Genomic DNA, 12,910 nt, shown 5'->3' with positions numbered 1-12,910 from the left:
CAAAAGTGGCAGAAATATAGAGGAATATTAAGAAATTTATATTGAATTTCCAGATTGCCATCAAAATTAAAATCATTTAAAACAGGAAAACAATGCTTAAGAAATGGCTTGCATACCCGTTTATCCTGTTGGTGAAGTTTTACCAAAATTTTATTAGTCCGCTTACCCCGGCCACTTGTCGCTATTCCCCCACCTGCTCACAATATAGCCTAATTGCCCTGCAGCGTTTTGGTGTTTTTAAGGGCGGCTGGCTAAGCGTAAAACGAATTTTTAGCTGTAATCCCTGGGGAGGGAAAGGCTACGACCCGGTTCCTAAAAAAACAGAATCTAAAATATAGGGCAACTATTTGCAAATATGTATCTTTACCCTTCAAATTTATTTTTATATGCTTTTTAACGCAATTACCTGGAGCCCTTCTGAAGGTTTAGATTTAGGATTTTTCACCCTACACTACTACAGTTTAATGTTTTTAATAGCCTTTGGCCTGGGCTGGTATATCATGAAGAGCATCTTTGTGCGAGAAAAAGTAGCTATAGAAAAGCTGGATTCACTTTTTATCTACACTGTTTTGGCAACGCTAATTGGTGCCCGGTTAGGCCATGTTATTTTTTATGATTGGGATTATTTTCAAAATCATTTATTAGAAATATTCCTTCCGGTACGTTTTGAACCGGAGTTTGAGTTTACCGGATTTAGAGGTTTGGCCAGCCATGGGGCGGCAATAGGTATTATTATTGCCATGTACCTTTATCGTAAAAGGGTTTTAGATAAGCCTGTGCTTTGGGTATTAGACCGCATTGTGCTTCCTGTAGCCAGCGGTGCTATTTTTGTAAGAATAGGAAATTTTATGAATTCTGAAATTATAGGAAAGCCAACCAATTCAGATTACGGGGTGATATTCGCAAATTTGGGAGAAACTTTTCCAAGACACCCGGCTCAATTATATGAGTCATTTTCATATTTACTTCTCTTTATCTTATTATGGTTTTTATATTGGAAAACTGAAAAACGCCATAAAGTAGGTTATCTTTTTGGCCTATTCCTGGTTTTGCTCTGGACAATAAGGTTCTTTATTGAATTTGTAAAGGAAGCCCAGGTAGAAGAACGCACTACCTGGTTATTAAATACCGGGCAATGGCTTAGCATTCCGTTTATAATAGCAGGACTATACTTTATGTACCGCCCTACCAAACCAAGAACTGTATGATACGTAAGTCTATTATTTTTTCGGCTGTTTTAGCGGCTTCCCTATTGTTTTCCTGTAAAGACGACAATACTACAGAAGCACCTATAGAAACTGAAGAAATCACATTCACCAAAGAAGGAGAAGCTACTTTACTTAAAGCTAACGGCGATACCATTCAGAAAATTGATATAGAGATTGCCGATAATTCTTACGAACGCCAAACAGGTTTAATGTATCGTGAGAGTATGGAAGATGACCAGGGTATGCTCTTTATTTATGACGATGAAGCTCCAAGAGCATTTTATATGAAAAACACGTATATCGCGTTGGATATTATTTATTTTGCTTCCGACAGTACTGCGGTGAGCTTCCAAAAGAATGCGCAACCCCTGGACGAAACTTCTTTACCTTCTGAAAAGCCGGCTCAATTTATACTGGAAATAAACGCAGGCCTGGCAGACGACTGGAATATTGAAGTTGGCGACAAGATAGATTTCGAAAAAATAGATTAGGAATAGTTTTTTCGGGCATTCAATATTGAAATATGCCCGCGTAAAAAACTCACTATTCTTGCCTGTAGTGATTTAATAAACCTAAAGATAGTACCAGCTAAAAGTAAACTTCCTGGGGTCAAGACTCGGGGTATTACACCTTTTGACCGTGCCAATAAAAACCGCCTTTATTCAAAATGCTTAAATAGGCGGTTTTAAAATTGCAACAATCAGATTAGATATCGCTTCTTTTTAATTTCAAGTATTAAATTGTATCGAGTTTATTATTGGAGGCAAGCTTCTGAAAACCCATTTTAAATAGAATATCTGCTCTTGTATTTTCTTTATGGGATAGCGATGTCATAGTCTCCAGAATATCTTCTTTAAAATTAGTTCTTGGAAATTTCTTATGAACATCATTAATAAAATTTAAAGAAAGTTGAAAAGAATGGGCTCCAATAACATCCATTGCTGCACCTTTAGACAGCAGATAAGCTTCGTTACCATACTTTTCTTTATCAACATATGGATTTAAGTGCATATTAATTGCAGCTTGCATACTACCTGCCCTTAATTCATCAACTCCATTCTTCATGGCAAAGTCTTTAACTATATCCCCACCATAAACTGCAAAGCATTGTTTACTGCATACATGATTATGTTTATCTGTTAAGCCTATATCATGCAAAATAGATGTTGTAAACAAAAACTCTTCATCAATCTTCAAGTTTTGCGAAAAGGCCAAACCCAAACTAAAGAAATATGTTCGGTAACAATGTTTTAACAAGGAAGGTTTATAAGTATCGTTTGCTTCTTCTATTGCCATAGCGGCTATTTTTGAATCTGGTATATTGATATTTTTAAAATCAATTTTACCATAAGATCTTATTCCAAGCCATTTAAAAAACTTGTTCTTGTTCTCCCCCAGTTTAGAAGTTATAAGCGAATATTTAAAACTTGAGATTTCTTTGTCACGCAATACACCCAAATCTTTATACATAGTGTTCATTACTTTATAGATTATAATTTTGTGTACAAATCTACAAAAACATACTAATTAGTATGTTTTTTGAGCAAAAAAAATTATTCCAGTGCTTTTAGATACATCTTAAGTTCCTTTAAATAAGCCTTGTACGGTTTATCTGATTTCTCTAATTTACCCAGGTTTCTTGCACCCCAATAGCCGGAAAGTATAAAATTAGCTACCGAGTTTGCATCTACCCCCTTATTTATAGTCTCATTTTTTTGACCCTTTTCTAGCGTAGCAATCAATAAATGCAACCATTGATTTACAAGATTGTTTAGGGCAATAGAAAAAGAATTATTCCAGGGTGTCATTTCCTGAATAAGGTTTGAAGCGGGGCATCCAAGCTCTACCTTTAGAAGATCGTCTTCAATTAAAAGATATCTTATTAAAGAATATATAGACTCAGCAGGACTATTTTTATTTTCAAGTAGTTCTACAAACTTATTGGATAGTCTCGGCTTTAATATTTCATCAATAATAGCTATTCCCATTTCCTCTTTATTTTTAAAATGGTAATAAAATGCGCCTTTCGTCACTTTTGTAGTTCCAATAATTTCATCAATACTAGACGCGCGGTAGCCATTTGAATAGATTAAATCGAAGGCCTTGTTTAGAATAGTTAATCGGGTTATCTGTGATTTCTTCATAAAAATACTGCTTAGTATTTCACAAAGAAACAAAAATAGTTTTAGCTAACCTGTTATTTTGGTGAGTGTAACATTAGTAGACACAATTCGTTTAAAATTGAAATAAGTATTATGAATTTGATATAAATAAAAGACTACTAACTTTAGAACTAAAATCAATAAAAAGAGTGCCTCTGTATAGGGCCTTTTTCCTTTTTACATATAATCCACAATTATCGGCTTTTGAACGCTGTATTATATTCCCAACGTAAGCTCTTCCTTTACCGTATGATAAATCAACGATGCTTTAATACACTGTTTAAGCTCTACTTCCGGGACTTTTTCGTTTAAATGAAATACAATAGCCCGGTTTCCTTCATATCGAAATTTGTGATTGAAAACCAACCTAAAAGTATCGACCAATCTACTTGTACATTGAAAATACATAGCATATTGATTTGGCGTCTTTTCCTTCCAGTCCATTCGCAATGTACTTCCGCTTTTGGTTACAAAACTGGGTTCGCCCCATTTCAAGGTTTCTTCCAAAACGCTTACAGCCTCGGTTTCTTCTGCTGTCTCAATTACCAATTCCCGCAGACGTTGCATTTTATCCCGAACAAAATCGGGGTAATTTGCAAATATTTCAATCACCCTTGTATCTGACTTTAATGTTAATTTACCCATTGGTTTATTATTGTATACCTATATAAAAACCTACTTCTGCATTAGAAGGATCACGATTCTATTATACTTTTGATTAAAGCTTTAGTTTTTTATAAATTTCATGAACAAAGATGTAAACCTGAAAGAATAATCATTTTCTTTCCTGATTTCTAAAATTAAATTTTTCATCAATACCCATCAAATACGTGGCCAGCAAATCTTTTTACTTTTTTAGCTTAATTTTCCTTTTATTCTCATATCGAAACTCGTTCAAATCATTTAGTTCGGTCGATATTCTCTCTTTCCACTCTTCAATTTTTTTTATATTTCTACCCGCTTCTGTTTCTTTTACCAACAGCAAGCGATATTCCGAAAACTCAGTCATGATATTATTATTGATTTGATTTATAATATCGAAACCTTTTATAATTTTATTTTTATTCTCCAAAACCCTTTTTCTAAATTTCCTAGCGTGAATTTCGGCAAGGTCAAATTGCATTTGTTGAAAATCAATTTGCTTTTTAATGTTCGCAATTTTTGTAGTGTCTATCCAGCTTGCGTTTCCTATAAATATATTTTCTATTGTTTGATTCAAATTACGCTTCATAAAGTCGAATCCGCCAATTTCGTGTGAAATCATAAACTGACTGAACACAGCATCATTATTCTTATCGCCCATTTTTATTTTAAAATCCTCAATACTTAGTCTCTTTTCAGAATCCCATTGTATTTGTCCCTCTTGAAGACGCTGTCCAAAAGTTTGATTTAATGAGCCAATTATTACAATAAAGCTAAATATTATTTTTCTCATACAAATGTTTTAATAAAGCTGTTGGCAAGCGCTCATAGTGCCTGGGAAATTTACCATGTACAGCCCACACACTAGATTTAACTAGTTGCCTAATTTAGATTATTCGTTCTAATATTTCTAGAAATTTAGGCTAATACAGCAGCATAAAAAACTTTATGGCCACCGAACCTGATAGGGGTATCGCTCATAGACAATATTATCTTCATTTATTGTAAATCCTTTATCAGCATTTCTTTTTGCTTCCCTATAAATTTTATTAGCTTCTTGTGGTCTTCCTAATTTATACAGAATTTTAGCCTTATAATATTGAACATCTGAAAATTGTTGGTAAATCTCCAAAGCCTGATCAAAAAGTTCTAATGCTTCCTTGTACTTTTTGAGTTCGTACTTGCTGATTCCGTAATAAAATAAATCTAAATGATGCAACCATCCTTCCCCATCATCATTTAATGTTCGTTGATAATCTTTCTCAAAAATCTTCTCAGCCTTTTCAAATTCATTCAATTGTAAGTAGCTCAGCCCAATGTAGAAATTATAAGAATGGTCCATTACAAAGCCATAACCATATTTTTCCCGGTAATCTTTAAAATCGGCAATTGCGTCTTTGTATTGCTTTGAAAAAATACATTTTATAAACGCGCGATAATTTTGCCACCTTTCAGGATTATACTTCACAGCCTTATCTATAAATGGCATTCCTATTTCATATTTGCCTTGCTTAAATAGAGGCATTGCTTTTTGTTGCCAGAAATAGGCAATGGTAGAATCGACTTCTAAACCTTTATTAATCTCCTTTTGCCATTCTTGCGAATAAGGATCTTCTTGCCGGGCACCATTTTTAAGATATTTATCAATTAAAGAATCCTGTTGTTCTTCTGAAAATTTTGAAACCGGTCTTTCTTCAAAAGCCCTATCTGCTTTTGCCCGGTTACAATTAATAAGAGTTAAACTCAATAATATAACTAGAGAGCACTTTAGTAAAAATTTCAAATCTCGATATTTTTTTGCTCAACGAGTAGGGTAATTGGCAAGTTAGATGTTGAAATTTACTATTTTCCGGTTAATTATCGGCATAACAATTATTATTAAATTCTAAGTTATACTTAGAGCGTAATCAAAGCATAGTCACATTTCAAAATAATTACGCTTAGTATCATTACGAAACGAGTTTTAATTTCGCTTGTCAATTTCTATTGCTCTTTTGTAAAATTCCCTAAATTCATCCTTGTCGTATTTAACCCTCATTGCCGAAAGAACATCTACTAAGTTTAAACTACACCAATCCCACAACATAGTCTCGAAATTATATTTAAACATCTGTTTTCCAACTTCAGCTCTTATCTGTTTAACTTCTTCTTGATCAATTCCGTTTTCCCTAAGCCTTTCCAAAGCAAGTTTCTCATTCTCCTTTGTAAACTCGGTATCTAAATAAGGCTCTAAAATCCAATCCCAATTCCAGCTATATTCGATTAAGTTTATGTTATTGCTATCTGCAAAAGCTTTTAATTCTGCTTTCTTTTCTGCAGAAATGAAAACTATGTCGTTAGCAAGGTATATTTTACAAACTCCGAAATCTACACCTATAAAATCGATCTCATTGGCTTTAATAAGCTTATTAGGATAAGCAATTGAGGGTTCGAAAGGATACTCGGAAATCTCTATTTCCTTTTCTGTGATTTTTGATTGTCCAATTCCGCACAGCAATCTTTTTATTTCATGTTCAGTTGAATTAATTAAAGCACTTTTAGCAGATTGTTTTTTCATTGAATTGAATATATTTTTTAGAAAGTTCATTGTGTTTTTATTCAGCCACCAAGATGTTTATATTCTTTTCAATATTCCCTTTAATAATAGTTTAAACTTCCAACCACCTCTTAAGAACTTTACGCTGTCTTTATATTAACCTGAAATTTAGTAAGAATTTCTACAGCTGTTGTTATTTTATAAACTAGAAATTAAGCCGATCGAATTGAATAGAGAAAGCCTCGGTTTTAATTATATATTTAGATTTCCGATGTTTTGGTGCATAAGGACATAGCGGCGATATAATATTTCTACTCATAAAATTCTTTCGGATATTTAACCATTCCGCTTACATTTTCCAATCCATTTTCAGTGAGTTCAATTGCCATACAATTCTCTTTCGGCACCTCAAATGGCAATTTAATTCCAAATAAATCAGCTTGTTTATATCCGAACTTCGGATAATATTTTTCGTGTCCAACCAATACTACAGATTGAAAACCCAATTCCTTTGCTTTCTCATGGGCTTCTTTTATAAGCATTCCTCCAATTCCATTCCTTTGATATTCCGGGAGCACAGAAATAGGAGCAAGCGCTAAAGATTCGAATTCATTGTGCTCATTTTTTATTTTTAATTTGGTTAGTAAAATATGTCCAACAATTTTTTTTTCAGTTTCAGCTACCATTGAAAGCGGGGGAACAAACGCATTTGATTTCCTTAAACGTTCTACTAAAAACTGCTCCTTGTGGTCACTCATTCGCTCATTCTCAAATGCTTTTTCTATAAGTTTAAACACCGCTTTAAAGTCTTCCGGATTTTCTTTTCTTATTATTAAGTCCATTTGTTTTGTAAGTTACTTATACATTTCTTTTACATGCACCACAACTCATTACACAAACCAAATATAAAGATTTAACCTAATCCAGGTTAAACCCAGGTTTGCCCACTACCGTATATAGACACCCCTAAAAGTATATTTTAAGTTAAAACTACCCATAAAAAAAGCGCTCCAGATGGAGCGCTTTTTACTTTTTATATTTCCGAAGAAACCTTAAACCGTAGTGGCTTCAGAATCTTCTTCAACTTTCTTTTTCTTTTCAATCTTAGATTTATCGGTCACGCTGTCGAACATCACAGGAGTTGCGATAAATAAAGAAGAATAAGTACCTACAATTACACCAATAATCAAGGCAAACATAAAGCCTCTAATACTTTCTCCACCAAAGATGAAGATGGCAAGCAATACGATTAAGGTAGTAAGCGAGGTGTTTAAAGTACGACTTATGGTACTATCTAAAGCACTGTTTACAGTTCTTCCCAACGGCCAACTTGTATGTTCGTTTACAAATTCCCTAATCCTATCAAATACAACCACGGTATCGTTTAATGAGTAACCAATTACCGTAAGTATGGCAGCAATAAATGCCTGGTTAATCTCCATACTAAATGGCATTACTTTGTATAGTAATGAGAAGATACCCAATACAATAATAACATCGTGTGCTACTGCGGCAACCGCACCAATACTAAATTGCCATTTTCTAAATCGCAATAAGATATATAGGAAAATCACTACTAGCGATCCTAAGATAGCCCAGAAAGAGTCGTTCTTAATATCATCGGCAATAGTTGGACCTACTTTCATAGACTGCATAATACCAATATCTTTTCCGGCACCTCCTGCTGTAAACTCATCGTAAGTAAGATCTTGAGGAAGGTAAGACTGCAGAGCTTCAAACATAGATTGCTGAATCTCATTATCTACTGCTGTACTTTCTTCATCTACTTTATATTTCGTAGTAATTTTAAGCTGATTATTTGGTCCAAAAGTTTTTGCTTCGGCACTTCCAAATTCAGCGATCAGATCCTGTTCCACATCGGTTGGGTTCACATCCTTATCGAAACGTACGGTATAAGTTCTACCTCCTACAAAATCAACCCCCTGGTTTAGTCCTTGCACTAATAAAGACCCAACACTAATCACGATTAAAATTCCAGAGATTGTATAAGCCATTTTACGCTTCCCTAACCAATTTACTTTTACATTTCTGAAAAGGTTTTTAGTTGCGCCTGTAGCAAAATCAAGTGACTTTCCGTTTTTACCATATCCATCAATAAATAACCTGGTGATGAAAATTGCGGTAAATAAAGAAGTTGCAATACCTATTAATAAAGTAGTGGCAAAACCTTTAATTGGCCCTGTACCTAAAATCAATAGAATGAAACCAGTTAAACCGGTAGTAATATTCGCATCTAAAATTGAAGACAGTGCGTTATTAAATCCGTCTTTAATAGCATCTTTCTGTACTTTTCCTTTTGCAAGTTCTTCTCGAATTCTTTCAAAGATAAGTACGTTGGCATCTACCGAGATACCAATAGTTAATACAATACCGGCAATACCAGGTAAAGTTAACACCGCTCCTAAACCGGCAAGAATTCCGAAGATAAATAGAATGTTTACTGCCAGGGCAACATCGGCAAAAAGACCGGCTTTACCATAATAGAAAACCATCCATAACAACACAAAAACAAGGGCGATGGCAAAAGACCAGATCCCGCTATCTATGGCTTCCTGACCTAAACTTGGTCCTACAATTTCACTTTGAATAATATCTGCAGAAGCAGGCAGTTTACCAGCTCTAAGAACATTGGCCAAATCCTGACCTTCGGTTATTGTAAAATCTCCACTAATTTCACTTCTTCCCCCCGCAATAGGTCCTGTAGAAACTCCCGGAGCAGAATAAACAGTATTATCTAAAACAATGGCAATATTGCTTTGTTGTGTAGAAGCAAGGCCGGTCATTTCTTCCCATATCTTAGCTCCTCTTCCATCCATTTGCATAGATACAGCAACACGCCCCATTTGGTCGTAAGTTTGTTGTGCATCAGTAATCACATCGCCACTAAGCGGTGGCTCCATATTACGATTACCTTTTAAAGCATAAAGACCAACTACACCTTCTTCATCCTGTGGAATTCCCCAAGCGAATTTAGCATAACGTTGTGATGCCGGAAGTAAAGATCTTACCTGTGGCATGGCAAGATATTCATTTACCCTGGCAGTATCTTTTTCAGAGAAATATGCCAAAACCGGTCCTCCCTGGAATCCAGGCCCCTGAATAAGTTCAAATAGAGGATTATTACCGGTGCTTACTTCAGTAGAATCTTCGCTTTCTGCAAGCAACTCATCTATATCGCTATCGGTAGCAGTAGTATCGGATTCAGCTTCTGTTTCTTTGCTCTCTTTGCTTACTACGTCTCTAAGCACATTATTAGCCTGAGCCAGGAAATTTCCTAATTCATTGCTTTTATATACGTGCCAAAATTCTAATTGCGCAGTACTCTGCAACAATCCCTTTACACGATTAATATCTTTAGCACCCGGTAATTCTACAAGAATTCTTCCTGAATTACCAAGACGCTGAATATTTGGTTGGGTTACCCCGAATTTATCGATACGCTTTCTTAAAACTTCAAAAGCAGAAGTAATAGACTCATCAACCTTTCTTCTAATTACTGTTTCAACATCAGCATTAGTCATCTCGAAGTTAATCTCATCACTTAGTGTTTTATTGGCAAACACATCTGGAGATGCTAGTTTAGCATCAGGAATATTATTAAAAGCTTCAAAGAAAAGATCTATATAATCGTCCTGGCTATCTTTAGAAGCTTCATCGGCCTCAGCTATTGCCTGGTTAAAAGCGGGATCGTTGGTATTATTTGCTAAACCGGCAAGAATATCTTTAACCGAAATTTGAAGAATTACATTAATTCCGCCTTTAAGGTCAAGTCCTTTATTTAGTTCTTTGTCTTTGGCGTTACTGTAAGTAATACCTGCAATAATCTCCTCATTCGCAACAGAATCGAGATATTTTTGCTGTTCAACATCTCTCAATGCTGAATAGTTTTCTACATTTTCGCTAATTTTTTGCCTGGCAAAATCTTCAGCTTCATTTTCTACATTATTAGCAATAAAAGTAAAAGACAACTGATATATACATACCAGTCCAAATAAAATTGCAAAAACCTTAATCAGTCCTTTGTTCTGCATTATTCCTTAAGTTATAATTAATTAGGTCAATTTTAAAAACGGACAAATATAGGGTTTCAAAAATGAAATCCCAACAATTTTTTTTTGAATAATTTAACTTTTAAACACAAAAAAGGCCGCTAAACTTGCGGCCTTTTTTAACATATATTCAAGGTAAAAACTATTTATAGTTCTAATAGGGCATTGGTTTTATTTACACCTTCTGCACTTTCTTTCATCTTTTTAGACTCTGCATCATCAAGTTCAATTTCGACGATTTTTTCCAAACCATCTTTTCCTAAAATTGCAGGCACACCAATACAAATATCGTTTAGTCCATATTCACCTTCCAGCAATGCTGAGCAAGGGAACATTTTCTTTTGGTCGCAAGCAATTGCCTGAACAAGGGCAGAAACTGCCGCACCCGGTGCATACCAGGCACTGGTTCCTAATAATTTGGTAAGAGTTGCCCCTCCAACTTTGGTGTCTTCTGAAACCTGGTTTAAACGATCTTCTGACAAGAAAGCTGAAACGGGCACAGAATTTCTGGTTGCTAATCTTGTAAGCGGCACCATACCGGTATCGCTATGTCCACCTATTACCATACCATCTACATCAGATGGAGGGCATTCCAAAGCTTCACTCAATCTAAATTTGAAACGGGCACTATCTAAAGCTCCACCCATTCCAATAATTTTGTTTTTTGGAAGACCTGTAGTTTTATGCACAAGGTAAGTCATGGTATCCATTGGATTACTTACCACAATAAGCGTAACATTTGGAGAATGTTTAATAAGGTTTGATGCAACTTCTTTTACGATCCCTGCATTTATTCCAATTAATTCTTCACGCGTCATTCCGGGCTTACGAGGAATACCACTAGTAATAACAGCAACATCACTGCCTGCTGTTTTAGCATAATCGTTAGTTGTACCGGTTATTTTTGTATCAAAACTGTTAAGGGTTGCGGTCTGCATTAAATCCATCGCTTTTCCTTCGGCCACTCCATCTTTAATATCGAGTAAAACCACTTCTGAAGCAAAATCTTTAATAGCAACATATTCTGCACAACTGGCACCAACGGCACCTGCTCCTACTATAGTAACTTTCATCTTATATTTTATTTAAATCGGTTAATAATTGACCTCAAAAATACGAATATTGCTATAGTATTACTAGAAGATATGGTTAAAACTAGCCTTTTTTAGATCCTAAAATGTAGCCCGGCATTCACATGAAAAAATTTACCGGCTGTAGCCATAGTGCTAATCTTAAAACGATTAAAGTAAATATTAAAGCCCAAATCGGCCTTAAATTGTGCCTGACTTTGATCTAAACGCGCAAGGGCATTATTAATAGGACTTAAAGCCACCCCGGTTCCTCCCATAGCATAGCTAAAGTTAGAATTTGTTGCCCCCAAAGCTCCGAAAACCTCAAAACTGTCGCCGTATTTTTTAGACCCCAATACCGAGGCCATCCATAAATTAGAGTTCACGTTTACCAGGGTTAGATTCCCAAAAGAGCTTCCTTCAGACGACAAGTTTACAGGATCTACAAATTCATATTCGGCATCAAACTTATTAAAGGCAATTATTGCCGAAGCCTGAAAATCGTCTTCATTATTAAACCTAAAATATTGTGTGAAATTATGCTTTACCGCTGCACCATAAGTAGTAAATGCCACCCCATCTACCGTTAATTGCGGAAGAATTCTAGCAGAAAATTCTGTTTCGTAAGGTAAGCCAACCGTAGCCTGAACAAATGGATATGCAAGGATATTTTTATTAATTCCTTCTATAGCCCTAAACCTAATAGGCACAGTATTACCCAAATAGTCAACTTCGCCTACAAAATAAGTTTCTGTCTCTCCACCAAATGCCGTTGGAACTACTGCATTACTACCCTCACCTTCAATACTTAAAATTGGGCTTCCGCCTGAATGCACACCGGCAAAATCATTATTAGAAATAGTAAAACTTTGCCTGTTAGAAGGAACAATAAGCGCATTTCCCTGAAACGATATCTCCACTTTCCAGGGCTTTAAAGCGGTAGCAGAAGTGAACCATCCTGCACCGGCCTGATAGGCCGCTCCTTCGGCTGCTGGCCCTGCAAATTCATCGGCGATATACAACATCTCGTTTGCGAATTTTGTAACATCGTCTTCCTGTGCGTAAGAACCAATTGAAAATAAAATAGATAAAATGAGGTATTTAGTTCGAATTTTCAAAATAGGTAGGTGTTAAGTTAGGTGGTAAAAATAACAAAAAAAGTATTCCCTATACAATCTCGGTTTATACTATAAAAAAACCCGCAAGTTTACTTACGGGTTTT

At 35.3% G+C, this 12,910-nt stretch carries 13 protein-coding genes; 3 read left to right on the top strand and 10 right to left on the bottom strand.

Features of this window, described 5'->3' with window-relative positions; all coding sequences use genetic code 11:
• Positions 1-92 precede the first annotated feature (92 nt).
• The 3 genes from yidD to I6U49_RS02905 are packed head-to-tail and all read left to right on the top strand — an operon-like array spanning position 93 to position 1,699.
• Positions 93-338: a membrane protein insertion efficiency factor YidD gene (yidD, locus tag I6U49_RS02915; protein ID WP_198627500.1), complete on the top strand. Its 246-nt coding sequence runs from the start codon at positions 93-95 to the stop codon at positions 336-338.
• A 48-nt stretch (positions 339-386) separates the two neighbouring features.
• The gene (gene lgt / locus I6U49_RS02910; RefSeq protein WP_193710394.1) at positions 387-1,208 is read left to right on the top strand and encodes a prolipoprotein diacylglyceryl transferase; all 822 of its coding nucleotides are present in this window, start codon (positions 387-389) and stop codon (positions 1,206-1,208) included.
• Entirely contained in the window at positions 1,205-1,699 is a 495-nt protein-coding gene (locus I6U49_RS02905; protein ID WP_198627499.1) for a DUF192 domain-containing protein, read from the top strand. The genes lgt and I6U49_RS02905 overlap by 4 nt, the downstream gene beginning before the upstream one ends.
• 244 nt (positions 1,700-1,943) lie before the next feature.
• Here I6U49_RS02905 and I6U49_RS02900 read toward each other — a convergent pair whose 3' ends face one another.
• From I6U49_RS02900 to I6U49_RS02855, 10 genes are all read right to left on the bottom strand, one after another.
• On the bottom strand, positions 1,944-2,678 hold the full coding sequence (locus I6U49_RS02900; RefSeq protein WP_232804615.1) for an HD domain-containing protein: 735 nt from the start codon (positions 2,676-2,678) through the stop codon (positions 1,944-1,946).
• A gap of 83 nt (positions 2,679-2,761) precedes the next feature.
• Complete coding sequence (locus I6U49_RS02895; protein ID WP_198627497.1) at positions 2,762-3,352, bottom strand: TetR/AcrR family transcriptional regulator; 591 nt, start codon at positions 3,350-3,352, stop codon at positions 2,762-2,764.
• 234 nt (positions 3,353-3,586) lie between these two features.
• Positions 3,587-4,015 carry a DUF1801 domain-containing protein gene (locus tag I6U49_RS02890; RefSeq protein ID WP_198627496.1) on the bottom strand — a complete coding sequence of 143 codons (429 nt, stop codon included), beginning with the start codon at positions 4,013-4,015 and terminating at the stop codon, positions 3,587-3,589.
• A 202-nt stretch (positions 4,016-4,217) separates the two neighbouring features.
• Positions 4,218-4,805 (bottom strand): hypothetical protein, encoded by a 588-nt coding sequence (locus I6U49_RS02885; RefSeq protein WP_198627495.1) that lies wholly within the window; start codon positions 4,803-4,805, stop codon positions 4,218-4,220.
• A gap of 153 nt (positions 4,806-4,958) precedes the next feature.
• Entirely contained in the window at positions 4,959-5,759 is an 801-nt protein-coding gene (locus I6U49_RS02880; protein WP_232804614.1) for a tetratricopeptide repeat protein, read from the bottom strand.
• A 216-nt stretch (positions 5,760-5,975) separates the two neighbouring features.
• Positions 5,976-6,569, bottom strand: a complete 594-nt coding sequence (locus I6U49_RS02875) for a hypothetical protein (protein WP_198627494.1) — start codon at positions 6,567-6,569, stop codon at positions 5,976-5,978.
• A 290-nt stretch (positions 6,570-6,859) separates the two neighbouring features.
• Positions 6,860-7,390, bottom strand: coding sequence for a GNAT family N-acetyltransferase (locus tag I6U49_RS02870; RefSeq protein WP_198627493.1), 531 nt, complete (start codon positions 7,388-7,390; stop codon positions 6,860-6,862).
• Between the two features lie 210 nt (positions 7,391-7,600).
• Entirely contained in the window at positions 7,601-10,600 is a 3,000-nt protein-coding gene (secDF, locus tag I6U49_RS02865; protein ID WP_198627492.1) for a protein translocase subunit SecDF, read from the bottom strand.
• 164 nt (positions 10,601-10,764) lie between these two features.
• Positions 10,765-11,691 (bottom strand): malate dehydrogenase, encoded by a 927-nt coding sequence (mdh, locus tag I6U49_RS02860; RefSeq protein ID WP_193710386.1) that lies wholly within the window; start codon positions 11,689-11,691, stop codon positions 10,765-10,767.
• Positions 11,692-11,783: 92 nt separating this feature from the next.
• Positions 11,784-12,806, bottom strand: coding sequence for a DUF6588 family protein (locus I6U49_RS02855; protein WP_198627491.1), 1,023 nt, complete (start codon positions 12,804-12,806; stop codon positions 11,784-11,786).
• Positions 12,807-12,910 lie beyond the last annotated feature (104 nt).

The organism is Salegentibacter maritimus, assembly GCF_016236915.1.
Lineage (GTDB): Bacteria > Bacteroidota > Bacteroidia > Flavobacteriales > Flavobacteriaceae > Salegentibacter > Salegentibacter maritimus.
This window is presented reverse-complemented; position numbering and strand designations above follow the sequence as displayed.

What these genes read in the sequence shown, in the direction of transcription:
- yidD (WP_198627500.1), top strand. Translation starts at nt 93, where the DNA reads ATGCTTAAGAAATGGCTTGCATACCCGTTTATCCTGTTGGTGAAGTTT.
- lgt (WP_193710394.1), top strand. Translation starts at nt 387, where the DNA reads ATGCTTTTTAACGCAATTACCTGGAGCCCTTCTGAAGGTTTAGATTTA.
- I6U49_RS02905 (WP_198627499.1), top strand. Translation starts at nt 1,205, where the DNA reads ATGATACGTAAGTCTATTATTTTTTCGGCTGTTTTAGCGGCTTCCCTA.
- I6U49_RS02900 (WP_232804615.1), bottom strand. Translation starts at nt 2,678, where the DNA reads ATGTATAAAGATTTGGGTGTATTGCGTGACAAAGAAATCTCAAGTTTT.
- I6U49_RS02895 (WP_198627497.1), bottom strand. Translation starts at nt 3,352, where the DNA reads ATGAAGAAATCACAGATAACCCGATTAACTATTCTAAACAAGGCCTTC.
- I6U49_RS02890 (WP_198627496.1), bottom strand. Translation starts at nt 4,015, where the DNA reads ATGGGTAAATTAACATTAAAGTCAGATACAAGGGTGATTGAAATATTT.
- I6U49_RS02885 (WP_198627495.1), bottom strand. Translation starts at nt 4,805, where the DNA reads ATGAGAAAAATAATATTTAGCTTTATTGTAATAATTGGCTCATTAAAT.
- I6U49_RS02875 (WP_198627494.1), bottom strand. Translation starts at nt 6,569, where the DNA reads ATGAAAAAACAATCTGCTAAAAGTGCTTTAATTAATTCAACTGAACAT.
- I6U49_RS02870 (WP_198627493.1), bottom strand. Translation starts at nt 7,390, where the DNA reads ATGGACTTAATAATAAGAAAAGAAAATCCGGAAGACTTTAAAGCGGTG.
- secDF (WP_198627492.1), bottom strand. Translation starts at nt 10,600, where the DNA reads ATGCAGAACAAAGGACTGATTAAGGTTTTTGCAATTTTATTTGGACTG.
- mdh (WP_193710386.1), bottom strand. Translation starts at nt 11,691, where the DNA reads ATGAAAGTTACTATAGTAGGAGCAGGTGCCGTTGGTGCCAGTTGTGCA.